Annotated in this window: 18 protein-coding genes; 6 read left to right on the forward strand and 12 right to left on the reverse strand. The window is 50.9% G+C overall.

Annotated elements, in window-relative coordinates; all coding sequences use genetic code 11:
• Positions 1 to 113: 113 nt before the first annotated feature.
• The 9 genes from gltB to ACQYWX_RS26160 all read right to left on the reverse strand — a co-directional run bounded on the left by gltB (position 114) and on the right by ACQYWX_RS26160 (position 13,166).
• Positions 114 to 4,565 carry a glutamate synthase large subunit gene (gltB, locus tag ACQYWX_RS26120; protein ID WP_431686889.1) on the reverse strand — a complete coding sequence of 1,484 codons (4,452 nt, stop codon included), beginning with the start codon at positions 4,563 to 4,565 and terminating at the stop codon, positions 114 to 116.
• A gap of 202 nt (positions 4,566 to 4,767) precedes the next feature.
• Positions 4,768 to 6,399: an AAA family ATPase gene (locus ACQYWX_RS26125; RefSeq protein ID WP_431686890.1), complete on the reverse strand. Its 1,632-nt coding sequence runs from the start codon at positions 6,397 to 6,399 to the stop codon at positions 4,768 to 4,770.
• Between the two features lie 14 nt (positions 6,400 to 6,413).
• Complete coding sequence (aroB, locus tag ACQYWX_RS26130; protein ID WP_431689537.1) at positions 6,414 to 7,496, reverse strand: 3-dehydroquinate synthase; 1,083 nt, start codon at positions 7,494 to 7,496, stop codon at positions 6,414 to 6,416.
• A gap of 11 nt (positions 7,497 to 7,507) precedes the next feature.
• Entirely contained in the window at positions 7,508 to 8,086 is a 579-nt protein-coding gene (aroK, locus tag ACQYWX_RS26135; protein ID WP_431686891.1) for a shikimate kinase AroK, read from the reverse strand.
• Between the two features lie 90 nt (positions 8,087 to 8,176).
• Positions 8,177 to 10,333 (reverse strand): type IV pilus secretin PilQ, encoded by a 2,157-nt coding sequence (pilQ, locus tag ACQYWX_RS26140; protein WP_431686892.1) that lies wholly within the window; start codon positions 10,331 to 10,333, stop codon positions 8,177 to 8,179.
• Positions 10,334 to 10,377: 44 nt separating this feature from the next.
• Entirely contained in the window at positions 10,378 to 10,920 is a 543-nt protein-coding gene (locus ACQYWX_RS26145) for a pilus assembly protein PilP (RefSeq protein ID WP_216738680.1), read from the reverse strand.
• Complete coding sequence (locus ACQYWX_RS26150) at positions 10,920 to 11,534, reverse strand: type 4a pilus biogenesis protein PilO (protein WP_216738679.1); 615 nt, start codon at positions 11,532 to 11,534, stop codon at positions 10,920 to 10,922. Before ACQYWX_RS26150 ends, ACQYWX_RS26145 begins: the two co-directional genes overlap by 1 nt.
• Position 11,535: 1 nt before the next feature.
• Positions 11,536 to 12,102 (reverse strand): PilN domain-containing protein, encoded by a 567-nt coding sequence (locus ACQYWX_RS26155; protein ID WP_216738678.1) that lies wholly within the window; start codon positions 12,100 to 12,102, stop codon positions 11,536 to 11,538.
• On the reverse strand, positions 12,102 to 13,166 hold the full coding sequence (locus tag ACQYWX_RS26160; RefSeq protein WP_216738677.1) for a pilus assembly protein PilM: 1,065 nt from the start codon (positions 13,164 to 13,166) through the stop codon (positions 12,102 to 12,104). The genes ACQYWX_RS26155 and ACQYWX_RS26160 overlap by 1 nt, the downstream gene beginning before the upstream one ends.
• Before the next feature lie 177 nt (positions 13,167 to 13,343).
• Between ACQYWX_RS26160 and ACQYWX_RS26165 the strand changes: the two genes are divergently transcribed.
• Entirely contained in the window at positions 13,344 to 15,755 is a 2,412-nt protein-coding gene (locus ACQYWX_RS26165; RefSeq protein ID WP_431686893.1) for a penicillin-binding protein 1A, read from the forward strand.
• Between the two features lie 96 nt (positions 15,756 to 15,851).
• Here ACQYWX_RS26165 and ACQYWX_RS26170 read toward each other — a convergent pair whose 3' ends face one another.
• Entirely contained in the window at positions 15,852 to 17,123 is a 1,272-nt protein-coding gene (locus ACQYWX_RS26170) for a malic enzyme-like NAD(P)-binding protein (RefSeq protein ID WP_216738675.1), read from the reverse strand.
• Positions 17,124 to 17,364: 241 nt separating this feature from the next.
• The gene (rpmE, locus tag ACQYWX_RS26175) at positions 17,365 to 17,583 is read right to left on the reverse strand and encodes a 50S ribosomal protein L31 (RefSeq protein ID WP_127973462.1); all 219 of its coding nucleotides are present in this window, start codon (positions 17,581 to 17,583) and stop codon (positions 17,365 to 17,367) included.
• Positions 17,584 to 17,743: 160 nt separating this feature from the next.
• On the opposite strand from rpmE, the gene ACQYWX_RS26180 reads away from it, so the two are divergent.
• The 5 genes from ACQYWX_RS26180 to ACQYWX_RS26200 all read left to right on the forward strand — a co-directional run bounded on the left by ACQYWX_RS26180 (position 17,744) and on the right by ACQYWX_RS26200 (position 23,127).
• On the forward strand, positions 17,744 to 19,981 hold the full coding sequence (locus ACQYWX_RS26180; protein WP_431686894.1) for a primosomal protein N': 2,238 nt from the start codon (positions 17,744 to 17,746) through the stop codon (positions 19,979 to 19,981).
• A 155-nt stretch (positions 19,982 to 20,136) separates the two neighbouring features.
• The gene (locus ACQYWX_RS26185; RefSeq protein ID WP_431686895.1) at positions 20,137 to 20,694 is read left to right on the forward strand and encodes an SPOR domain-containing protein; all 558 of its coding nucleotides are present in this window, start codon (positions 20,137 to 20,139) and stop codon (positions 20,692 to 20,694) included.
• A gap of 155 nt (positions 20,695 to 20,849) precedes the next feature.
• Complete coding sequence (hslV, locus tag ACQYWX_RS26190) at positions 20,850 to 21,395, forward strand: ATP-dependent protease subunit HslV (RefSeq protein ID WP_127973465.1); 546 nt, start codon at positions 20,850 to 20,852, stop codon at positions 21,393 to 21,395.
• A 15-nt stretch (positions 21,396 to 21,410) separates the two neighbouring features.
• Entirely contained in the window at positions 21,411 to 22,739 is a 1,329-nt protein-coding gene (gene hslU / locus ACQYWX_RS26195; RefSeq protein ID WP_216738672.1) for an HslU--HslV peptidase ATPase subunit, read from the forward strand.
• A gap of 22 nt (positions 22,740 to 22,761) precedes the next feature.
• Positions 22,762 to 23,127 (forward strand): gamma-butyrobetaine hydroxylase-like domain-containing protein, encoded by a 366-nt coding sequence (locus tag ACQYWX_RS26200; protein ID WP_431686896.1) that lies wholly within the window; start codon positions 22,762 to 22,764, stop codon positions 23,125 to 23,127.
• A 120-nt stretch (positions 23,128 to 23,247) separates the two neighbouring features.
• Here ACQYWX_RS26200 and ACQYWX_RS26205 read toward each other — a convergent pair whose 3' ends face one another.
• Positions 23,248 to 24,504, reverse strand: a complete 1,257-nt coding sequence (locus ACQYWX_RS26205; protein WP_216738670.1) for a patatin-like phospholipase family protein — start codon at positions 24,502 to 24,504, stop codon at positions 23,248 to 23,250.
• Positions 24,505 to 24,744 lie beyond the last annotated feature (240 nt).

Genomic DNA, 24,744 nt, shown 5'->3' on the forward strand with positions numbered 1-24,744 from the left:
AACTGTATACAAAAAATCTGTTTCTGGACCCGGCGCGGCGCGTACGCCCGAGGCGTAGTCTCGCCACCCTCTTACGCCGGGAACTCCGAATAAACTTAAACAGCTCCGATTTATTACTCAGGCCTTGCCCGCGTGCTGTCCATCAACGAGGCAAGGCTGGCGGCTTTGGGTTTCACCAGCCAGAAGCGCCCTACATAGTCATCGAAGTTATCCAGCATGTTTTCCGCCCAGGCGCTGCTGGTTTCCCGAACGTGCTCGTCAATCACGTCGCGCAGATAGTTGCGGTAAGCTTCCATCGCTTCGCTGGTAATACGGTGAATCTCCACCAGCTCATGGTTATAGCGGTCGACGAAGCGATTCTCCAGGTCAAGAACATAAGCAAAGCCGCCGGTCATGCCCGCACCGAAGTTGTAGCCGGTTTTCCCCAGCACAGCCACCATGCCGCCCGTCATATATTCACAGCAGTGGTCGCCCACGCCTTCCACCACCGCATAGGCGCCGGAGTTACGCACGCCAAAGCGTTCGCCCGCCACGCCCGCGGCGAAAAGCTTGCCGCCAGTGGCGCCATACAGGCAGGTGTTACCGATGATGGAAGTTTCCTGCGATGCAAAAGAGCTGTTCTGGGGAGGACGTATGGTCAACTTACCGCCAGTCATGCCTTTGCCCACGTAATCGTTGGCGTCGCCTTCAAGATACATGTGCAGACCACCAGCGTTCCACACGCCGAAGCTTTGCCCAGCGGTACCGGTCAAACGGAATACCAGCGGGTTTTCCGCCATGCCCTGATTGCCGTGTCGCTTGGCGATCTCGCCAGACAAACGAGCTCCGATAGAGCGATCACAGTTGGTGACGCGAAACTCAAACTCACCACCACTCTTGGCTTCGATGGTTGGCAGCGCAGCCTGCACCATTTCTTCCGCCAAACGGCCTTTGTCGTATGGGGCATTTCGAGCGGACTGACAGGTATGCGGTTTGTCCGCAGGAATCGCGTCGTTGCTCAGCATCGGCGTCAAATCCAGGTTACGCTGCTTGGCCGTCGCCCCCGGTAAAATCTCCAGCAGGTCCGTGCGACCAACCAGTTCTTCCAGAGAACGAACGCCCAGCTTGGCCATCCATTCACGGGTCTCGGTCGCAACAAATTTGAAGTAGTTGATCGCCATTTCCACCGTGCCCTGGAAATGCTTATCGCGCAGATCTTTATTCTGCGTCGCAACACCGGTGGCGCAGTTGTTCAAGTGACAGATACGCAGATACTTACAGCCCAACGCCACCATTGGCCCAGTGCCGAAGCCGAAGCTCTCCGCGCCAAGAATGGCCGCTTTCACCACATCCAGACCGGTCTTCAGACCACCGTCCGTCTGCAGGCGCACGTTGCCGCGCAGATCATTCGCACGCAACGCCTGATGCGCTTCTGATAAACCCAATTCCCAAGGAGAACCGGCGTACTTGATAGAGGTCAGCGGACTGGCGCCCGTGCCGCCGTCGTACCCCGAAATCGTGATCAAGTCAGCGTAGGCCTTGGCCACACCTGCGGCGATAGTGCCAACGCCCGGTTCAGACACCAGCTTGACCGACACCAGCGCCTCAGGATTCACCTGTTTCAAATCGAAAATCAGCTGCGCTAAATCTTCGATTGAGTAGATATCATGATGCGGCGGCGGAGAAATCAGCGTCACGCCTGGGACGGCATAACGCAGGCGCGCGATCAACTGGTTAACCTTACCGCCAGGAAGCTGCCCGCCTTCGCCTGGCTTCGCGCCTTGCGCCACTTTAATCTGCAGCACATCCGCGCTGACCAGATAGTGCGGCGTCACGCCAAAGCGACCTGAAGCCACCTGCTTGATCTTGGAGCGCTTCTCCGTCCCATAACGAGCAGGATCTTCACCGCCTTCGCCTGAGTTGGAGCGACCGCCCAAGCGGTTCATCGCGACCGCCAGCGCTTCATGCGCCTCTGGAGACAGCGCGCCAATGGACATGGCGGCGGAGTCAAACCGGGGAAGAATGTTTTCCAGCGGTTCGACTTCGTCTATCGAAATCGGCTTGACCTTATCAGAGATTTTAAAGAGGTCGCGCAGCGTCATCGGCGCTCGGCCGTTTACATAGGAGGCATATTCCTGATAAACGCCATAGTCGCCTTCGCGCACCGCCTTCTGCAGCGCGCCGACTACATCCGGGTTATAGGCGTGATATTCGCCGCCATGGACGAACTTCAGCAGACCGCCCTGCAATATCGGCTTGCGTTTGGCCCAGGCCATTTTAGCCAGCTCCGCCTGCTCCGCCTGGAAGTCATAAAATGAGGCTCCCTGGATGCGGCTGGGAACGCCGCAGAAGCACAAATCAACAATATCATCCGCCAGCCCCACGGCCTCGAATAACTGCGCGCCGCGATAAGAGGCGATTGTTGATATCCCCATCTTGGAGAGTATTTTCAACAGGCCTTTGTTAATGCCTTTCCGATAGTTATTTTTGGCTTCGATAGGATCGATCAATACTTCGCCGGTATTAATCAGGTCATTAAGCACTTGATAAGACAGGTATGGATAAACCGCAGTGGCGCCGAAACCAAACAACACTGCGAAATGATGCGGATCTCTCGCCCAAGCGGTTTCCACGATGATATTGGCGTCGCAACGCAGACCTTTGTTCACCAAACGGTGATGCACCGCGCCTGTCGCCATAAAGGCGTTGATTGGCAGCTCGCCCTGATTAATGCAGTTGTCGCTCAGTATCACCAGCACTCTGCCGTTACGCGCGGCGTTTTCCGCCTGGTCCGCCACGGCTTCAATCGCTTGCTTGAGGCCTAACTCTGGACGGTACGACAACTTGATTTTCTCGACAGAGAAACCTTCACGCTGCAGGTTGGCGATTCGGAAGAACTTGGCTGGCGACAACACCGGCGTACTCAGAATAATCCGGTTAGCATGCTGAGCCGTTTCCTGGAATACATTGCGTTCCGCGCCCAAACAGGTCTCCAGAGACATGACGATGGTTTCCCGCAACGGATCGATCGGCGGGTTGGTCACCTGGGCAAATTTCTGGCGGAAATAGTCCGCAACGGAACGGATGCGAGTGGACAACACCGCCATCGGCGCATCGTCCCCCATTGAACCCACCGCCTCCTGGCCGGATTCAGCCAGAGGACGTAGTACCTGATCGCGCTCTTCAAAGGAAATCATGAACATTTTCATGTATTCATGCAGGTTTTCCTTTTCCATCAGCGTGAATTCAGGCGTCTGCTGATTAAGTTTGGTTTCCACACGCAGTGCGTTTTCACGCAGCCACTTCTTGTAGGGGTGCGCCGATTTCAGACGGTTATCCACATCCTGAGTATGCAGCACTTCGCCGGTATGGGTGTCCACCGCCAAAATCTGACCCGGGCCAACACGGCCCTTGGCGACGACATCCTCAGACTTATAGCCATAAGTGCCCACTTCCGAGGCCAGCGTTATATAGCCGTTTTTGGTGATAACCCAGCGCGCAGGACGCAGTCCATTGCGATCCAGCAGACACACCGCGTAGCGACCGTCAGTCAATACCACGCCGGCAGGACCATCCCAAGGCTCCATGTGCATGGAGTTGTATTCATAAAATGCGCGCAAATCCGGGTCCATGGTGTCCACGTTCTGCCATGCAGGCGGGATCATCATACGCACGGCGCGGAATAGATTAACGCCACCCGCCAGCAAGACTTCCAGCATGTTGTCCATGGAAGAGGAATCTGAGCCAGTGCGATTCACAATCGGCTGCAGCGCTTCCAGGTCAGGCAGGTGTGGGGATTTAAATTTGCTTGCGCGAGCCATCGCCCAGTTACGGTTGCCGTCGATAGTGTTGATCTCACCATTGTGAGCCAGATACCGGAAAGGCTGCGCCAACGGCCAACGCGGCGCCGTATTAGTGGAAAAGCGCTGGTGGAACACGCAAATAGCGGTTTCCAGGCGCGAATCGCCAAGGTCCAGATAAAAGTTTGGCAGGTCGACGGGCATCATCAACCCTTTATAAGAAAGCACTTGGCTGGACAAGCTACAGATATAGAACTCTTTATCTTCCGCCAAGGCGTTCTCGGCCATCCTGCGGGCAATATACAGTTTGACCGCAAACTCGTGCTCATTAATGCCCTTCGGGGCTTCAACGAATATTTGTTCTATAACGGGAAGGCAATCCAGAGCCATAGGCCCCAGGCATTCCGTATTCGTAGGAACCAGGCGCCACCCGACGGTTTTCACGCCTTGTTCGGCCAGCGCGGACTCCAAGCGCTCACGGGCGGCTTTCGCCATGGCTTCGTCCTGATTCAGGAACAGCATGCCCACCGCATAATTCGCGCCCAACTCAATATTAAAGCTTTCTTTGGCTATCGCCCTAAGAAAGGAATCAGGCTTTTGTATCAGTAACCCACAACCGTCGCCGGTTTTGCCATCCGCAGCGATACCACCTCGATGAGTCATGCATGTGAGGGACTCAATAGCGGTGCGCAGCAGATCATGGCTGGCTTGCCCGTTCATATGGGCGATCAAACCAAAACCACAGTTATCTTTGAACTCACCTGGTTGATACAGACCTGTCTTCATATGCTTTCTCTCACTTAAATCCTTACGAATCAAAAGCTTGCCTGAAAGAAATCAAAACCAAGCAGCTTTTGATAGGCAAAAATGGGCCGCCCATAATACACACGGACAAGCCTTAGCTCAAATCTAAAGAGATTTGTTAATTAGTAAAAATACCTAAAGGTTTGTGCTTATAACAGAGGTAAGAGAGAAAAAGTCTCGATCCTTATTTGACCAAGCCCTGCAAACCGGAAATGCTGCGCACCCACGCCCCCTGCTCAACCAACGGCTGAGGAAGCTGGGCAAGCGCTTCTTTGGCTTGCTCGATAGAAGGGTAAACGCCGCGCAATACGACGAACCAGTCTTTCCCTTGATACAGCGATTTGACGTAGAAATCCTGGGTGTCTCCCTCCCGTCGCAGGAAGGTCTGCACCGACTCTTTGTGTAGACTGCCCAACAGCTGGATCGTCCAGGCTGAGGACGCTTGTGACTGCAGCCACTCGTTGGTGCGGAAGTAGTGATCCAGGTCATCCACAACTTCAGCAGTTGGGACGTTTTTTTCCACTGTTTTGGTTTTAGGGGGGTCTGCCTTCGCAACAGTTTGAGTGGAAGATGCTGACTGACCCGCCACTGGAGCCGGCTTTTTATTAGCAACAACCGGCGGCGCGTGATCAGAAGTCGTGGTCTCGACCACCTCATCCGGCTTCGCTACCGGCGCTTTTTCAGATGTTTCAGCAGCCACCGTCTTTTGATTCACATCTTTCTCGACTTTCTGAGCCGGAGCCGTTGCACTTTCTGTTTGCGCATCACTTATCGAATCGCGCGGTGACAGCTCATCGGACGTATCAGCAACCGACTCGACGGGTATTTCAGGTTGAGGAGAAATCGTTTCCACTTCCGGTTCTGGCGCGGGGAGCTTTATTGTTACCCGGGAAGAATCCGCAGAGGCGTCTTCCACCTTGGGCGTCGCCTCATAACGCCACGCAATAAAGCCGACGCCCCCCATAAAAATCGCCAACAAAAAGCCGGAAACCAGCTGATACAGCTTCGTGGAAGGATTAAAACTTTTGGGCTTCGCCGCCTCCGCGGAAAGAAGAAGAGATCCCGCCAAGCGATCAATTCGCCCCGGTATCCCCTTACTTAGCTGGTATAGTTTCCCCACTACCGCAGGTGGTATTTCTCCCTCACCGCCACTCCACCCGGCCGCGCGAAGCTTTTCATTTAAATAACGGGATGTATCGCTAAGATCCAAGGGCGGAATACCAACATACTGAACAGAAGTCCCACGCGCGCCACAGGCGCGGGCAAGCTGCTGAGTGATCTGCAGCTGTCCTACCAGTAATAATCCGAAGGCTCCGGACTGTTCGGGATTAAAGCGAGTGACCAGCAGCTCAAGTGATTCATCTGACAGTTCATGAGCGTCGTCAATGATGAAAAGCGTACGCAGCCCTGATGCGAAACTCCGTTCGCAGCTTTGCATTATTTCCGCCAACAGCACCTTAGTGGACAGGTTGCTTTCCACTGTCGGCAACGCAAGCCCCGTCGCCAGTTGAATAACGAGCGCTTCCGCCCCTTCCAACAGACCGGGCTTCAGTAGCACGATTCTGAGGGCTTCGCCTTCCAATTCAATCAAACGCTTTAGAAGCAAAGACTTACCGCCGCCTTTCGGAGCGGTCAGAGCCACTATACGTTCTGAAAAATGAATCAGGTGACGCAGGTTTTCAACAACCTCACCATAACGCCCTACTTGCAGCAGATCAGCGCGACGACCATCAAAAGGGTCGCCGTCTACGCCATAGACTTCTCGCCATGCGTCTAACGCAAACGCTGGCTCCTGCTGTACGACTGTTTCTTGCATCAAATTTCGAACAACTAATGAGTGGTGAAAAGCGCCAGAGTTTCCTGCAGCATGTCCGCAGGGAAGTCAGCAGTCACATCAGCCCGCCCCAACGATTCCAACAGCACCAGGCGCAACTGTCCATCCAGCACTTTCTTATCGATCGCCATGTAACGGATGAAGTCATCTTTCGTCATACTGACAGGGGGACGGACCGGCAAATCCGCTCGGCTAATCAGTTTCGTAATCCTCTCACAGTCCTGCTCGCTCAGCCTTCCCATACGACGGGACAAATCCGCCGCCATCAACATCCCTACAGCCACCGCCTCGCCATGCAACCACTCTTTGTAGTGCGTATACGCTTCAATGGCGTGGCCGAAGGTATGACCGAGATTCAAAATGGCGCGCAGCCCTTGCTCCGTCTCATCCGCAGCGACCACTTCCGCTTTGATTTCGCAGGAGCGCTTAACAGCGTAGGTTATGGCGGCCGAATCAAGCTCTTTAATCAGATCAATATTTGCTTCCAACCAACTGAAAAACGCCTGATCGTAAATAAGACCGTACTTAATAACTTCCGCCAAGCCTGCCGACACTTCCGACGCAGGAAGGGTTTTCAGCGTGTCCGTATCTATTACCACTGCTTTCGGCTGATAAAAAGCGCCAATCATATTTTTGCCCAGCGGATGATTCACGCCGGTTTTGCCGCCAACCGATGAGTCCACCTGCGATAACAGCGTGGTCGGGACCTGAATAAAGTCCACTCCCCGCTGATAGCATGCGGCGGCGAAACCAGTCATGTCGCCAACTACGCCGCCACCAAGGGCGATAAGCGTCGTAGTGCGGTTATGCTTTTGGGTTAGCAGGTGGTCAAAGATGTTATTCAGTGAGTCCAAATTCTTGAACTGCTCACCATCTTCCAGAATGGTTTTATCAACTTGAAAGCCTTCAAGACTGGCTTCAAGCTGCTCCAAATAAAGAGGAGCAATGGTTTCATTGGTGACGATCATCACCTGCTTGTGTCTAATGGCGTCCGCAAAATAACTGGATGCCTTCATCAAGCCTGCTCCGATATAGATTGGGTAGCTACGGTCGCCTAATTCGACCTGAAGGGTTTCCATAGTCATCTGTTTCATCGCTCGACGGTTTCCTCACGTGATGCCCGAAGTGTTTTCACTATATCCCGCACGACTCCTTTGGGACGCTTAGTATCGGTACTGATAATCAGGTCGGCTATGGATCTGTATATGGGCTCGCGCACTGACATGAGTTTCTTCAGCACACTGAGAGGATCTTCGCTACGCAGCAAAGGTCTTTTACGGTCTTTACGGGTGCGCTGATATTGTTGCTCTACAGAGGTATGGAGATAAACGATGAAGCCATATTCTTTCAATGCGCGCTGATTATCAGGATCTACAACGACGCCACCGCCAGTCGCAATAACCACCGCATCACGTTGCGAAAGGTCGGCGATAACGCTCTTTTCACGCCCTCGAAAACCAACCTCGCCTTCCACATCGAATATCCAGGGAATATCAGCGCCGCAACGGGCCTCGATTTCACGATCAGAGTCTACAAACTCAAATTGCAGCTCTTTCGCAAGCAACTTGCCGATTGTAGTTTTACCGGTCCCCATGGGGCCCACCAGAACGACATTCTTCTTCGCTTTCACCCGAACAGTCCATATTGATACGCCACGGTAGCGGAGCATATCACGCCAGTCCCTCGCCCCTCCACTTTTGCTGGTGCACAGGCACAAAAAAGCCGCCTTAAGGCGGCTTTAAGATCAAGTCGACTAGATTCAATTATCAATCAGGCCATTTGTGATTAGCTTAGGCGTGATAAACACTAGCAACTCTGAGCGCTCATTCACATTTTCAGTCTTTCTAAACAACCTACCAAGATAGGGAATATCCCCCAAGAAAGGAGTCTTTGTAACAGTAGAAGACTGCTCAGATGTAAAAATTCCACCCAAAACTATTGTTTCGCCGTTGCCAACCAAAACCTGGGTTTCTATCTCATTTGTGTCGATACTTGGAATATTAGCAGTTACAACACCCCGCGAATCCTGGTTAATAACCAAGTCCATAATAATTTTATCATCCGGCGTAATCTGCGGAGTTACTTCTAACGACAGCACAGCCTTTTTGAAAGATACAGAGGTTGCCCCACTAGATGACGCCTCCTGATAAGGAATTTCTTCACCAGACTCGATCCTGGCGGTTTGACGGTCCGCTGTTACAATTTTAGGCTGTGCGACAATTTCACCTTTACCATCTGACTCGAATGCAGAAAGCTCCAACTGCAACAATGTAGAACCCTTGCTAAATCCAATAGCCAAGCCACTGGTATTAGTTCTAGTAACTCCCAAATCGATACCTAATGCATTAGGAAATGTAGCCAAAGTTGGGGCGTCAGGGAGTGAGTCATTCCCATTAATGATGTTATTGATCCGCTCTGTGTTATAACGATTGATTTCGTTGTGAGCCTCAATGTTCGAATCCATTCCGCCACCAATAATGATCTGACCAGAGTCATCGTTGCCAGCGACACGAGTCCCCCCCCACTGAACACCCAACTCCTCGACCGCGTCGGATCTAGCTCGAACAATTCTTGCCTCGATAAGCACCTGACTGACAGGGATATCCCATGTCTGGATTAGCCTACGAACTTGACTAATCTTCTCCGCTGTCTCACGAATACTAATTGTATTCGTTCTTTCGTCAGAAGAAATGAACCCTCTGGCAGAAATTAGGTCTTTATCTTCTTTCAATAAGTCAACAATATCTTTTGCCTTCGCATAATTAATCTGCACAACCTCTAAGCGAACAGGGGCCAACTCCTTGACCTGCTTGCTAGCTTCAAGCTCAAGCTTTTCGCGTGCAGCAATCTCCTCTGCAGGTGCAACTAAGAGAACATTACCAACTTTCCGCTGGTCAAGGCCTTTCGTTTTTAAAATCAACTCCAATGCCTGATCCCATGGAACATTCTGCAACCTTAACGTAATACGCCCACCAACGGTGTCACTAGCAACCAAGTTTAACCCAGTAAAATCTGCTATTAACTGAAGAACGGAACGCACCTCAATATCTTGGAAGTTAAGTGATAGTTTTTCACCAGTATAAGGAAATTTCTCCTTCCGACGCTGCTCTGACTCTTCTTCAGTTAAGGGCTCTACGGCTAGCGTAAACTGGTTATCCGCTTGGTAAGCCAAGTAGTCATAATCCCCTGTTGGCTTAATAATTAAAACCGTATCACCCCCTTCCATGTAAGAGTCCACAATTCTCACCGGTGTAGCAAAATCAGTAACGTCTAGTCTTCTCTGCAGGTTTGCAGGCAAAGTCACCCCAGAGAACTGGAGCCTAATATTGCCTGCCTCCTCCGACATATCCACACTTACTTTTGCGTTAGTAAGAGTAACTAAGACTCGGCCATCACCTTTCTCTCCCCTCAAAAAATCAATCTCAGATATTGAGGGCTTACCAGAGAAACTATTCTGTACTGGCTTCGCAGCAGAGTTAGAGGCAGGAGCAGACAGACTTTGAGAATCTGATTTTGCTGTATTTGCGCCAGTAGTCGCCGCAGTACCCAACTGCAAAACCAGAGTATTACCGTTAATTCCAGTTGTGTAGGGGACTAACTCAAGCAGGTTTACAATAACACGTGTCCGCCCTGTGGCTTCCAACACGGTAACGCTTTGCGTATTGCCTTTTGATAGCTGGTGATTTCTTTCTGACAATCCATTCGTGACTCCTTCCAGATCCAATGCAATCCGGGCAGGTTGCTCAATTGTGTACCCTTTGGGTTCTGGAGGGACGGAGTCGAAGTGCAATTTGACCTCAGTCCTGTCCCCAGGAAGGGCGGCGAAATCAATACCAGTCAAACTGGTAGCTTCGCTCAAACCGCTTATGCCTAGCGCTAGTAACGACAACCAGACTTTAAAAATGCGCGCTGTCATTGTTTTCTCCACAAGATTCTCAAATGGCCTAAGGTATACCTTCATTAATTTACTTCCTTCAACCCGAGGGTCCTCGGCCGTTCAAACCAACCGCCCTGCCCATCAGAAACTATTTCTACAATATCAACACCAGTGTCAGATATTGAAACAACTCTTCCGTGATTCTTCCCCATATATTGTCCTTTTCTTACTCGGTGAATACCTCCTTGCCCATCATTCACCAAAGCATACAGGGTAGTTTCGCCGTCTTTATTTATTGTTCCAACCATACTCATGGAACCAATAGGGAAGCTCTCAAGCAACTCAGGAGGTCTATCAAAGTCGGGCTTCACGTTACTCTTAGGCTTATCTTCAATCTGCGCCAGCTTCAACTCCTGAGGAGGAGCAAAAGGAGACCTACGATTTGCCGTACTGTAGGAAAATGCTTGATATGCTTTTGGCTCAGGCAGTGGCTCGATACGCTTCTTGGGCCTCGCTTTTACCTCTTTAACAAAGGCCTGCAAATCGTCAAATCCGGCATTCGACGAACACCCTCCTACTCCCCCAAAAAGCACAACTAAAGCGGTAGTAAATATAATCCTCTTCATTATTTAGCCCCGCCAGCATTATAACGATAAGTTTTAGCCTGAATATCCATAGACAAGGCCTCACCTTCTTTACCACTCTTAATGGTAAAGTCATGAAGAGTAACAATCCTGGATAGGCCTGCAACACCACTTACAAAAGAGGCCAAATCGTGATATCCGCCTTGCACTTTAATATCAATCGGCAGCTCTACATAGAACTCTTTGGAAACCTCAGGCCTTAAGTCAATAGAGGAAAGTTCCAAACCGCTTAAGGATCCTATTGACGAGATATCCTCCAAAAGCCCTGGCACTTCGGTATCACTTGGCAATTGCTTAAGCAAGTCGCCGAATGTTTTTTCCATCTCGACCATTTGGGCTTTATATTCTTCCAAGTTAGAAACTTGAGCAGCTTTCCCTTCAAACTGCTTCCTTAAATCCACTTCCTCTGTTTGCTTGGTTTCTAAGTCTAAGTTTAGGTCTTTTATATCAAACCAATATACGGCGCCCAGAACTATCCCTACGACAATAATGCAACAAATAAACTTAATAGGCGCCGGCCATGAACCAGCATTATTGAAGTCCAGGTCGTTTAAATCAAAACCCTTCATACTCTCAAGAGAGTCAGCAAAGCTCATATTAAGCTCCTCCCTTCTTACTATCTTCTTTTGGAGCTTCCTGCTTCACTGTCATATTAAAAGCACTCTTAGCTTCATCGTCCCTAAGCGCCTTAACTGAAGTCAAGTTTGGCTCTTTAAACCAGTCTGATTCATCGAGTCTACGCATCAAACTAGAGATTCGGCTGTTCGATTCGCCTACGCCTTTTATCTCTAGCGTTTCTCCCTTCTTAACAAGATTGGTAAAGTAAACTCCATCAGGGTTTGTTTTGACCAGCTCATCAAAAACGCGCACAATAATAGGCCGCTTACCTTGAAGGTCCTGAATAACCTTCATACGCTCGATCAAGGCATCACGTTTCTTCTTGAGCTCTCGTATCTCTTTTATCTGCTTCTCTAGTTGAGCAATTTCATTTCGGACGAAGTTATTACGCTGAACCTGATATTCGATGGAGCCCTCAACGTAACGGTGCCAAAGAAAGCCCGCACCAGCGCTAATAATCAACATACCCAGCAGCACTGTAATAAATTGCTTCTGTCGCTCAGCTCGGAGCTCTTCCCGCCAGGGACGGAGGTTAATACGCGCCATTAGTCAAAACTCCTCATTGCCAATCCGCACGCGATCATGAGGGAGGGAGCGTCATTACTTAATGCTGACGCATTAACCTTTGACGACACTGTCATGTCTGCAAATGGGTTCGCCACCAGCGTTGTGGTCCCGACCCGCTCCTGAACCAATTCAGCGACACCAGGAATTGAGGCGGTTCCCCCCGCCAAAATGATGTAATCAACTTCGTTGAATTGAGTGGACGAGAAGAAGAATTGCAGCGACCTGGCCACCTGCTGTACAACCGCTTCTTTAAAAGGATGCAAAACTTCCTGTTCGTAGTCATCAGGTAAGCCGCCTTGTTTTTTGGCTAACCCTGCTTCCTCTTGCGACAAGCCATATCGGCGCTGTATTTCTTCCGTTAACTGCTTGCCGCCAAATAACTGCTCGCGCGTATAGATAGTCTTGCCGTCAGACAGCACACTCAGTGTGGTCATTGTCGCGCCGATATCGACAACAGCCACGGTTTGAGACTCATCACCCGTACCAAGCTGCGCTTCTATAAGCCCCATAGCTCGTTCCATGGCGTACGCTTCGACGTCCACTACTTTCGTGGTGAGACCGCCGATTTCCAGAGCATCTTCACGAAGCTCAACATTCTCCCGTCTACATGCAGCCAGGAGAACGTCCATCATTTCCGCGTTGACTTCGTTTGGCCCCACTACCTCAAAGTCCAGAGCGACTTCGTCTAGTGGATAGGGGATGTACTGGTCCGCTTCGATTTGAATTTGTGACTCCAGATCCTGCTCTCGAATTGAAGAGCTCATCTGAATGACTTTGGTGATAACCGCTGAACCTGCGACTGCAACCGCAGCCTGCTTGGTGTTGACTCGAGCTTTGCTTACAACTCTTGAGATCACTTCACCTACTGCTTCGGCATCATTGATATTCTTTTCAACGACTGCGTTCGGCGGCAAAGGCTCCACGGCATAACTATCCACTCGATATCGACTGCCCTGCTGACTGAGTTCAATCAGCTTGACCGATGTAGAACTGATATCAAGCCCTAAAACCGGCTGTTTCTTCTTTCCAAATAGTCCAAACACAAAGTTGCCTTCTTATCGCACTACGGTTAAAAGGTTAAAGTCTGCTCTGAAAGCATAGCCAACATTCGAAGATTACTAAAATCTCCAGCGCAAAAAGCGTATAATCTGACTGTGTTATCCAAACCTAAAGAAATTTCTTAAATAATAGACATAGATTGTAAAGATGTCAGGAAAAACATGCGAAATTTTGTGAGGCTCTTACGATTTTTAAGTTGGATGTTCGCGGCGGGCCTCGCCGCCGGTATCGTTATTGCATCCAGCTTCTATCTTTTCTTATCACCCAACCTGCCGGATGTGGAGCAGTTAAGGTCCGTCCAACTCCAGACTCCACTGCGAATCTATACCCGCGACCAGCAACTGTTAGGTGAATTTGGCGAAAAGCGAAGAACGCCTGTTTCCTACAATCAAATACCTACCAATCTTGTCAACGCCTTCCTTGCTGCGGAAGACTCCGCTTTCTTCGAACACCAAGGCGTTAATGTAAAAAGCTTGGCGCGCGCTTCTTTGCAACTTGCCAGTACTGGTCGCATTCAGTCCGGCGGCAGCACGATTACAATGCAAGTCGCAAAAAACTTCTTTCTCAGCCAGGAACGCACTTTCGACCGAAAATTCAATGAGATACTTTTGGCTTTAAAGATTGAGCGCGAACTTGGAAAACCGGAAATCCTTGAACTTTACCTAAACAAAATCTATCTGGGGAATAGGGCATATGGCATAGAAGCCGCAGCAAATGCTTATTATGGGAAGAGCATCAAAGAACTGACACTTGCTCAGGCGGCGATGATCGCAGGCCTTCCAAAAGCGCCATCCAAATATAACCCTATCGCCTCACCGGATCGGGCGCTGATCCGCAGAAACTGGATACTAGGCCGTATGCAGGAGCTGGGGATGATTTCTCCAGAGCAGCAGGCCGAGGCGAGAAAAGCGCCAGTTACAGCCAGTTATCACGGAGCCCAACCTGAAGCGGATGCGCCTTACGTAGCGGAGATGGCTCGCCAGGAAATCGTCAACCGGTTTGGCGTCGACGCCTATACCGATGGTTACAATGTCATTCTGACGATAGATAGCAAGTTGCAGAAAGAAGCGGACGCAGCCTTGAAGCGGGGGCTCGTTGAGTATAGCGAGCGTCATGGTTACAAAGGTCCCGCCGGACACATTGATGCGCCAGAGGGAGAAGACGCACTTAATATTGTTGCGGAGCACTTAAAAGAATTCCCCTCTGTTGGAGAGCTCAAGCCCGCATGGGTTGTCGCCGTCACAGAGAAGAAAGCGACTCTCCTAATGTCTTCTGGCGACACCGCCACACTACTCTGGGAAGGTATGGCATGGGCGCGCAAGTATGTTCATGTTAATGAACGCGGCGGCTCTCCCAAAAAAGCGGAGGATATATTCAAGCAAGGCGATGTTATTTATGTGAAGTCGCACGAAGACAAACTGTTCCTCAGCCAAATCCCCAACGTTCAAGGCGCCGTAGTTTCACTAGCGCCGGAGGACGGAGCCATTTTGGCGCTTACTGGCGGCTTTGATTTCTTCTTGAGCAAATTCAACCGCGCGACTCAAGCATTGAGACAACCCGGCTCAAACTTCAAACCCTTTGTTTATCTGGCGGCGCTGGAGAATGGCGCCACAGCTTCGACTACAATAAATGACGCCCCCGTTGTTTTCGAAGACGCCAATCTGGAGGACTCGTGGCGGCCGCAAAACTCATCACTGAACTTTAACGGCCCAATGAGATTGAGAAAGGCGCTTTATCAGTCCCGCAACCTTGTTTCTATACGCCTTCTACAAAAGATAGGCATTGATACTACCGTCAACTTCCTCTCACAAGCTGGATTTGAAGAAAGCCGCATTCCTCGCAACCTATCACTTGCTTTGGGCTCGGTTGAGTACACGCCAATGAATGTCGTGTCAGGCTACGCCGCCATTGCCAACGGCGGGTACAAAGTAAGCCCTTACCTTATAGATAAAGTCATCGACTATAACGGCAAAGTGGTTTATCAAAGCAATCCTGCTGTGGCGTGCAGCAAATGTGACAACAATCGCAAGACTGCCCCCGGTAATGACCAACATCAGGCTAATATTGCCCCCCCTATTGCCGACCCGAGATCAGTTTACATTTTGAACAGCATTCTGCAGGACGTTATTAAACGCGGCACAGGAACTAAAGCCATGTCCCTTGGCAGAAACGACCTGGCAGGCAAAACCGGTACAACCAATGATCAGGTCGACGCATGGTTCTCCGGCTACAACGCCAATATCGCGACAACTGTTTGGGTAGGCTTTGACCAGCCTTCGACATTGGGCCGTCGTGAATATGGTAGTCGCGCAGCGCTCCCCATATGGATTGACTTCATGGAGGATGCTCTTAAGGACATGCCGGAAGCGCAACTTAAACAGCCCCCTGGCATAGTCACGGTAAAAATTGACCCAGATACTGGGGAGCGCGCCGCACCCGGACAGGAAAATGCGATTTTCGAAATGTTTAAAGCGGAAACAGTACCGCAGGTGGTACGACAGGACTCTCCCACCTATGACGGCGGAAGCAGTGGCTCCAGCGATACACCGCTAATGGAGATGATCTTTAATTAGCGCGCAAGTTCTTGAATAGACGCCAACTCTAATTAGGACGGGACACAGTCACAAAAAAGCCGCGCAAATGCGCGGCTTTTTATTCATCAACTCAAATCACACGATTTTAATATCATCAATTGAGTTCAATGGGTAGTGCTCGGGGTAAGGCAAACGAGCCACACCTGAGTCAACCGCCGCTCTGGCGACAGCCGCACATACTTCGGTCAACAGACGAACGTCCATCGGTTTGGGGATAATATAGTTCTTACCAAACTCAAACTTTTCGCCGCCATAAGCGTCAACAACATCCTGTGGCACAGGTTGTTTGGCCAGTTCACGGATAGCGTTCACTGCTGCGACTTTCATCTCTTCATTGATAGCAGTCGCACGAACATCAAGAGCGCCACGGAAAATGAAGGGGAAGCCCAGTACGTTATTAACCTGGTTCGGATAATCAGAACGTCCTGTCGCCATAATCAAGTCATCACGAGCCGCCAACGCCAGCTCAGGCTTGATTTCAGGATCAGGATTAGAGCAAGCGAAAATCACCGGATTCGGAGCCATGCTCTTCAACATATCCACTGAAAGCAGATCCGGCCCTGAGAGCCCCACAAATACGTCAGCGCCCTCGCAAGCGTCAGCCAGGGTACGCTTATCTGTATCCAGAGCAAACATAGCCTTATATTGGTTAAGGTCATCACGGCCACTATGAATAACGCCTTTACGGTCAATCATATAGATATTTTCCGATTTCGCGCCGCAGCTAATTAAAAGCTTCATACAGGCCACCGCCGCAGCGCCCGCGCCCAGACACACAATCTTGGCTTCGCCAATTTGTTTGCCTTGCAGCTCCAGCGCATTCAGCATGCCCGCCGCCGTAACAATGGCCGTGCCATGCTGGTCGTCATGGAATACTGGAATAGAGCACTGCTCAATAAGCACTCTCTCAATCTCAAAGCACTCCGGCGCTTTGATGTCTTCAAGGTTAATGCCCCCAAAGGTATCCGCAATACGAGCGACTGTGTCGATAAACGCCTGTGGGCTCTCCGCTTTGACTTCGATATCAAAAACGTCGATCCCGGCAAAACGTTTGAACAGTACGCCTTTGCCTTCCATGACCGGCTTACTGGCCAAAGGCCCCAAGTTACCCAGCCCAAGAATGGCCGTCCCATCAGATATCACTGCGACCAAATTCCCCTTATTGGTGTAGCGATATGCATTTTCCGCATCTTTGGCGATTTCGCGAACAGGCTCAGCTACGCCCGGGCTATAAGCCAGGGACAGATCACGAGAAGTCGCCGTAGGTTTGGTAATCTCAACACTCAACTTACCCGGGCGCGGTTGTGCATGATACTCCAGCGCCGCTTTTTTCAACTCGTCTGACATTGCTTTTATCCTACTCTCTAATGATGGGATTACCGTCGCCTCCAAAGGCTAAACGAACCTCCACTTTTTTATATATTTTATATTGCCCGAAAGAACCGGAGGCACATTATTACTTGTTTAATTTCTGCGCTCAAGGGAAACCACGGCGGTTTCAGCGACTTAAGCTAAACTTGGGGCGATGCTGGTCTAGAAAATAAAAAAGGCGCCAGAGGCGCCTTTTTTATTATTGGGTGTTCTGCGATTAGCTGGAACGACCCATGCGACCACCGAAACGCTTTTTAAAGCGATCGATACGTCCGCCAGTATCCAGAACCTTCTGCTTACCAGTATAGAAAGGGTGGCAGCTGGAGCATACGTCAATGTGAATATTTTCACACAGAGTAGACTTGGTCTTGATAACATTACCGCAACTGCAGGTTGCAGTAATTTCTTTATATTCCGGGTGAATACCTTGCTTCATAACCTTACCTCGCTTAAAAACTGCCGCTACCCGAACCCTGAACTTGTCGGGCACCGCAATGTTAGGCAAACTAGCGCACAACCAATTTGGCCTGTGGAAAAGACGCGTGATCATACCAGATTGTGAACAATTCACAAGCATTAGATTCCTATAATCTGAAATGTCAACCTCTTTCGTAGTAAGCGTAGCGTTGCCAGTCCCTCTCCGCCGGCAATTTGACTATCTTCCGTCACAGCCCTCAGACCAAAGGGAAAACTACCCACCGGGCACGCGAGTACAAGTACCTTTTGGACGCAGGAGCCTGACTGGCGTCGTCCTTACCACACCCAGCGAGTCGGAACTGCCAGTGTCACGACTCAAGCCCGTTGCAAAAATACTTGATCGTGCGCCATTGATTCCGCCCGTCATCCTCCAGCTATGTCAGTGGGTCGCCGATTATTATCATGCCCCGATAGGCGAGGTTGCGTTCGCCGCTCTCCCTCCGCCGCTGCGCACGGCAAGTATTGATGCAGATATCATCAATTCATTGCAGGAGACTTACTGGACGGTATCTTCGCTGGGTCTCACTGCAGGCAATGCAGATCACCTGATACGAGGCGCCAAACAAAAGCAGTTGTGGAACGTGCTCTCACAAAAAAAGTCCATGCTCCAAAACGATATCACCGCCCAAGGGTACTCTCTCACCCAATTGCGCGCCCTTAACGAAAAAGGGCTGATTCAGTCCCATTCTTATATTCCTGGGAATAACGCCGCCACAACTCAGGTTGTTGCGCCGCCGCTCAACCAAGAGCAACAGGAAGCTCTCAACACGATCACCTCTAATCCAGGCAGCTTCCGCACTATATTATTGAACGGAGTCACCGGCAGCGGAAAAACAGAAGTCTATTTGGCCTGGATCGCATCCGCTCTTACCCAACATCCCGACAGCCAGTTTCTTGCTCTTGCGCCAGAGATATCACTCACGCCTCAGCTGAGACAACGTTTCGCTTCTCGCTTTGGCGACAAGGTGGCCGCATACCACAGCGCTCTCACGGATAAAGAACGCATGCGTGTTTGGATAAATGTTCTGGAAGGGCGTACACAGATTGTCATTGGAACTCGTTCTGCGGTGTTTCTACCCTTCAATGATCTGGCAGGGATTATTGTGGATGAAGAGCACGACAGCTCATTTAAGCAGCAGGACGGCGCTCGTTATAACGCGAGAGACCTCGCCATTTTGCGCGCCAAGGAGCATAACTGCCCTATCGTACTGGGCTCCGCCACCCCCTCGCTGGAATCTCTTATGAATGCCCGCGGTGGGCGTTATGAGTCTATTTTATTGCGACAACGAGCTGTCAACGCCAGCACACCGAGCATCAGACTGCTGGATATTAAGAGCCGCCCTCTGCATGGGGGGATATCCCCTCCTTTATTAGAGGAGATAAAACAACACTTGGCTGAGCAGCGCCAAGTCATGCTGTTCATCAATCGCCGAGGGTTCTCTCCCACATTAATGTGCGTCGAATGCGGGTGGCTGGCGGAGTGCCGAAACTGCGACGCTCGCCTGACCTATCACATGAAAGCCGCTCAACTCCGCTGCCATCATTGTGACAGCACATATTCTCTCCCTACCTGCTGTCCAAAGTGCAAACAAGACTCTCTCAAAGCAGTCGGCGCCGGCACGGAGCGCACCGAGGAGTTCTTGGAAACGACATTTCCCGATACGCCCGTCATCCGTATCGATCGCGACACGACCCAAACCAAGGGCAGCCTGCAGGATAAGCTTCATCAAATTCGCAGCAACGAGCCCTGTATTATTGTCGGCACTCAAATGTTGGCGAAGGGACATGATTTTCCCAACCTGGCATTGGTTGGAATAATTAACGCTGACAGTGGATTATTCAGCAGCGACTTCAGAGCGGCGGAAAAAACGGCGCAGTTGCTACTGCAAGTGGCCGGAAGAGCAGGACGCTCCACGGTGGAAGGCAAAGTCGTTATTCAGACCTTATTTCCAAGCCACCCCTTACTTCAAGCTATCGCCGCCCAGGACTACAACGCTATTTGTGAAGAAGAGCTGCACATTCGCGAAGCAGGGAGGCTCCCACCTTATACAAGCATGGCCCTGATTAGGGCGGAGGCCCCTACCCTGGAAGCCGCACTCGGCGGGCTCTGGACACTTAAAGAATCTCTAACGGAGCTGCTGAAATTTAACAGCAATCTGCAGATAGAGGCGCACGGCCCCTTCCCTAGTGTGATGCAGCGAAAACAAAACCGCTTCCATGCAATCCTGTGGCTATTTGCTCCTCAAAAAGCAGAGTTGCGCCAGTTTCTGAAGCATTGGCTACGATATAGTGAAGGCATCGCAACCCCCTCAAGCTTTAAATGGCTGATTGACGTTGATCCGCTGGAAACCCTCTAGCATGCGGTTGCGAGTTGATTCTACGACATGGATAATGGCGAGCTTGACGAAGGTTGCGCCGAGAGAGCGGCTATCTCAGGATTATGCGCTGGAAAGCAAAACCTGCCTTTGTCGAACCTTTCACTGTAATAACCGACTGATAAAATCTTAGGTAAATGAGTAAGAAAGCCGCTACAAAGCAACCTGAAAAGAAAATTTCACCTTGGGTCTGGTTTATCAACCTGGGTTTGGCCGCCGCCTTCCTGTATTTTCTGTTCTACTTGAACTCCGTGCCTGCAACCAAGTTAAACACAGGAATCCCCTCTTCCGCGACGGCGCAGACATCCAAGCCCAACTCATCCGCCAATGTCGCCAAGACAGAAACCAAAGAATCGGATGAGCCGCGTTTCAAGTTCTACGACATGCTTCCGGAAACGGAAGTCGTGGCCCCCAAAGTGGAGGCCTATACGCCTAAAAAGTCCAATGAGGCGATCATCTATATGCTGCAAACGGGCTCATTCAGAGAGTTTGACGATGCGGAAAAACAGCGGGCGACCATTGGCTTTCAGGGTCTAAAAGCCCAAGTAGAAGAAGTTAAGCTTTCCAGCGAGAATGTTTGGTATCGAGTGCAGGTTGGCCCATTTTCGTCACGCTCAAAGATGAACAGCGCCATGGACCGCTTGGTCGCCATTAACATTCAACCTCTGGTGAAGAAGCAAAAGCGGGAGAATTAATCCCGCTTCCTATCCCCATTGCGCCGTGCTACTCCGGCAATAGGCGCATCGCCTTGGCTACGACTATTTTCTACTCTCCCACTTCCTTGAAATAGCCATCATCGGCTCCATATACCTTTCCTTACGGTTATTCATTCAATCGCCTGGAGAAAGGCATGACCACCATTGTTTCAGTCCGTAGAGACGGTAAGGTCGCCATGGGCGGCGACGGCCAGGTATCCCTGGGCAATACAGTTATGAAGGGGAACGCCCGCAAAGTGCGCCGCCTCTACCACAATAAAGTCATCGCCGGTTTCGCTGGCGGCACTGCTGACGCATTTACATTGTTTGAACGTTTTGAAGCCCAGCTGGAAAAGCATCAGGGCAATCTCGTCAGAGCCGCCGTTGAACTCGCTAAAGACTGGCGAACCGATCGCGCCTTGCGCCGCCTGGAAGCTCTGCTGGCGGTCGCAGACAGCAAAGCTTCATTGATCATTACCGGCAACGGCGACGTAATAGAGCCGGAGAATAGCTTGATCGCAATTGGTTCAGGCGGCCCCTATGCTCAGGCTGCGGCGCGCGCGCTACTCGAAAATACAGAGCTTGAAGCGACTGATATCGTTAAGAAGAGCCTGGAAATAGCGGGGGACATCTGCGTTTTCACCAACCAGAACCTGACGCTGGAAGAAATTGACGGGACTCAGACTCCCCCCACTGTGTAAGAGAAGGTTTAAACAATGTCGTCCATGACTCCCCGTGAAATAGTTCAGGAGCTAGACAAGCACATCATAGGACAAGACTCCGCCAAACGTGCGGTTGCAATCGCACTGCGCAATCGCTGGCGGCGTATGCAGATTGATGAAAGTCTGCGTGACGAAGTCACTCCCAAAAATATCCTGATGATCGGCCCTACCGGCGTAGGGAAAACTGAAATCGCCCGGCGTCTGGCCAAACTGGCTGATGCGCCGTTTATTAAAGTAGAAGCCACTAAGTTTACAGAGGTGGGCTATGTCGGCCGTGACGTGGAGTCCATCATCCGTGACTTAGCGGATATGGCCATCAAGCTTCTACGCGAGAAAGAAATGGCGAAGGTGGAGAACCGCGCGCTGGACGCCGCCGAAGAGCGCATTCTGGACGCCCTGCTTCCTCCCGCACGCTCATTCAACAGTGATGCGCCAGTTGAGAAGGAGTCAGCCGCCCGTCAGGTATTTCGCAAGAAGCTGCGCGAGGGCACACTGGATGACAAGGAAATAGACATCGAGATCAAGGCCACGCCGGTTGGCGTAGAGATCATGGCGCCTCCCGGCATGGAGGAGATGACCAGCCAGTTGCAAAGCATGTTCTCCAACATGAGCGGCGACCGTAAGCGCACCAAGCGCATGAAAGTGGCGGAAGCCATGAAAAAGGTCAAAGATGAGGAAGCCGCCAAGCTGGTCAACGAGGAAGAAATCAAGCAACGCGCCCTGCGTGCGGTTGAGGAGAACGGAATTGTCTTCATTGATGAAATCGATAAAGTCGCCAAACGCTCCGAAACCAGCTCCGCCGACGTATCCCGGGAAGGCGTGCAGAGAGACCTGTTGCCGCTGATCGAAGGCTGCACCGTCAGCACTAAGTTCGGCATGCTGAAAACGGACCATATCCTTTTCATCGCTTCAGGCGCGTTCCATCTCGCCAAGCCTTCCGACCTGATTCCAGAGCTTCAGGGGCGTCTGCCAATTCGCGTTGAACTGGATGCACTGTCGCCCAGCGACTTCCAACGCATTCTGACCGAACCGAATGCTTCACTCACTGAACAGTATGTCGCTCTGATGAAAACCGAAGGCGTGGACATCAGCTTCAGTGAAGGGGCCATCCAGCGCATCGCAGAGATTGCCTGGAAGGTGAATGAGAAGACTGAGAATATCGGCGCCAGAAGGCTGCACACAGTTATGGAAAAGCTGCTTGAAGAAGTCTCTTTCGCGGCTGGCGATAAGATCAGAGACAACTTTGAGGTCACCGCTGAATATGTCGATAAATGCCTGGGGGAACTGTCGGAAGACGAAGATCTCAGCCGATATATTCTTTAAATTTCCATAGGAAACAGTATAAATGTCTGCATCCCAGGCTCCTATTCCACGCCAAATCCAACTCCATCAACGCTCGGCCACACTTGAGCTGAGCTATGGCGAAACAGAAACCTATGTGTTGGAAGCGGAATTTTTACGTGTGCTCTCGCCTTCTGCGGAAGTGCGAGGGCATGGGGGTAAGGGGGCGGTGCTGCAGACCGGCAAACGCCTTGTGCGCATTGATGGCGTAGAGGCCGCAGGCAATTATGCATTAAAGCTGACATTCAGCGACGGCCATGATAGCGGCATTTACTCTTGGCCGTATCTATATGACTTGTGCCAAAACAAAGAGCGCTACTGGGAAGGCTATCTCGCCCAACTAGATGCCGCCAACGCTTCAAGAGAATAACCCCGAGGCCCCTCTTCATACCGTCAGACAAATAGCGCTCTTCTATTTATCTGCAAAAGAAAAAACCCTTCGTCCAAATGGGGTTTGATAGGAGGGGGAAATCGGACGAAGGGTAAAACCTCAAATTATGTTCTTAGCGCTTTGCAATAAATCAGCCACCCCTTCAAGGCTATTGCCGATTCGGCTTAAGTAGCTGACATTGCTGCGCTTTTCATTCGCCACATAGACTGGCAGCATTTCACCATAAAGGCTCGTACTGATAGTCCTCTGCTCATCTTCGAGAATATCTCTGCGAATAGTGACGCCGTAGGGCGCAAACTGCTCCGACAATGCGTCATATCTGTGCAGCAGATCCTGCCTGGTCATCTGGTATGCGTGTTCGCAGACAATACGGCGCGACTGGAAACTGAAGACATTAGAGAAAAACAGTTTAGCGTCATAGCGGGCCGGCTCAAACAGCACAATGTCCGCATCGGGGTACTCGCTTTCGTACATCGCCATGCCAGCGCGCATACGGGAGTAAACCATGGTTCTATAGGTCTGCGACCAGATGTTCGGCATCCCTTTGTTGAGCAAGGCGCCCTGCGCCATGGTTCCGGCCTCCACCGCCTGCTGGACGTCTATAGGCACGACCGGGTTTATCGCCAGCACCAAGTCCGCGCCATCCTCCAGTGCAACGGAAGCGTGCATTCCTTTCCGTAAGATACCGTCGACATAGTGACGACCGTCAATCTCCACAGGCGTATAAATACCCGGAGCAGCGACGCTGGCCTGTACTGCTTTGGAGATTGGAACGTGATCAAAACCGGGCGAGCCGAAGCGAACGGCATCGCTGCTTTCGAGATCCGCCGCGATCAAATATAAACGGCGACTGAGTTTTCTGAAGTCATTGGTGCGTCCCAGTAGGCTGTAGGAACGCTCAAGGTATTCATGTAAACCCTCGTTTTCAAATAAGCCGGAGGGGGCCGCCTGCGCAAGAATCGTCATGGCTTCCAGCAGGCTTTGGTCGCGAGGGTTTTCAATGAATTTTGCGCAGGCTTCCATAACCAGTCCAGGGATGGAAACAGCGCGACGTAGATATTCACGTAAGGCGGGTCGATAAAATACGCCAGGGTGAAAAGGGTGCACATCCGCTTCGTTTTTGACAAATATTCGGCACATCTGCGCCGTGGTCATCTGATTGGCCAAATTCGCTGCGACGAATGCGCCTGCGCTAACGCCGACATAGACGTACAAGTCGTTGAAATCCAGTCCATCTAATGCCTCGTCCAGAGCCCGCAAAGCGCCAATTTCATAGATGCCGCCCAGCGCGCCGCCGCCTCCCAATACCAGCCCAATCTTGGGGCCAGCCTTATTTTTCTCAGGGATTGCCGCCATTAGTTCTCCAACCTTTTAATTTCAGCTCATGCTTGATAGTGCGCGTAATCACTGCGCAGATGGCTTTTCTTGTTATGTGACTTAATTCAAACGCTAGCAGACGGAATTAGAATATTCATACTAAATAAACGTCATCACGAAAAGCCTCACATGGCGTTATAACGACGCATTTTCCTTTATTCTATCGACACTTTGACGCGTTTAACGCCCAGGCTCATTAAAGCGCCTTTCAGAGTGGTT

The organism is Hahella sp. NBU794, from assembly GCF_050749805.1.
Taxonomy (GTDB): Bacteria; Pseudomonadota; Gammaproteobacteria; order Pseudomonadales; family Oleiphilaceae; genus Hahella.

Bases quoted from the DNA above. Each gene is read 5' to 3' on its own strand.
- ACQYWX_RS26205 (WP_216738670.1), bottom strand. From the start codon at position 24,504: ATGGCGGCAATCCCTGAGAAAAATAAGGCTGGCCCCAAGATTGGGCTG.
- hslU (WP_216738672.1), top strand. From the start codon at position 21,411: ATGTCGTCCATGACTCCCCGTGAAATAGTTCAGGAGCTAGACAAGCAC.
- aroK (WP_431686891.1), bottom strand. From the start codon at position 8,086: ATGCTCCGCTACCGTGGCGTATCAATATGGACTGTTCGGGTGAAAGCG.
- ACQYWX_RS26125 (WP_431686890.1), bottom strand. From the start codon at position 6,399: ATGCAAGAAACAGTCGTACAGCAGGAGCCAGCGTTTGCGTTAGACGCA.
- ACQYWX_RS26150 (WP_216738679.1), bottom strand. From the start codon at position 11,534: ATGAGCTTTGCTGACTCTCTTGAGAGTATGAAGGGTTTTGATTTAAAC.
- ACQYWX_RS26185 (WP_431686895.1), top strand. From the start codon at position 20,137: ATGAGTAAGAAAGCCGCTACAAAGCAACCTGAAAAGAAAATTTCACCT.
- pilQ (WP_431686892.1), bottom strand. From the start codon at position 10,333: ATGACAGCGCGCATTTTTAAAGTCTGGTTGTCGTTACTAGCGCTAGGC.
- ACQYWX_RS26180 (WP_431686894.1), top strand. From the start codon at position 17,744: ATGTCAACCTCTTTCGTAGTAAGCGTAGCGTTGCCAGTCCCTCTCCGC.
- ACQYWX_RS26200 (WP_431686896.1), top strand. From the start codon at position 22,762: ATGTCTGCATCCCAGGCTCCTATTCCACGCCAAATCCAACTCCATCAA.
- ACQYWX_RS26165 (WP_431686893.1), top strand. From the start codon at position 13,344: ATGCGAAATTTTGTGAGGCTCTTACGATTTTTAAGTTGGATGTTCGCG.
- ACQYWX_RS26155 (WP_216738678.1), bottom strand. From the start codon at position 12,102: ATGGCGCGTATTAACCTCCGTCCCTGGCGGGAAGAGCTCCGAGCTGAG.
- gltB (WP_431686889.1), bottom strand. From the start codon at position 4,565: ATGAAGACAGGTCTGTATCAACCAGGTGAGTTCAAAGATAACTGTGGT.
- ACQYWX_RS26170 (WP_216738675.1), bottom strand. From the start codon at position 17,123: ATGTCAGACGAGTTGAAAAAAGCGGCGCTGGAGTATCATGCACAACCG.
- ACQYWX_RS26145 (WP_216738680.1), bottom strand. From the start codon at position 10,920: ATGAAGAGGATTATATTTACTACCGCTTTAGTTGTGCTTTTTGGGGGA.
- aroB (WP_431689537.1), bottom strand. From the start codon at position 7,496: ATGGAAACCCTTCAGGTCGAATTAGGCGACCGTAGCTACCCAATCTAT.
- rpmE (WP_127973462.1), bottom strand. From the start codon at position 17,583: ATGAAGCAAGGTATTCACCCGGAATATAAAGAAATTACTGCAACCTGC.
- hslV (WP_127973465.1), top strand. From the start codon at position 20,850: ATGACCACCATTGTTTCAGTCCGTAGAGACGGTAAGGTCGCCATGGGC.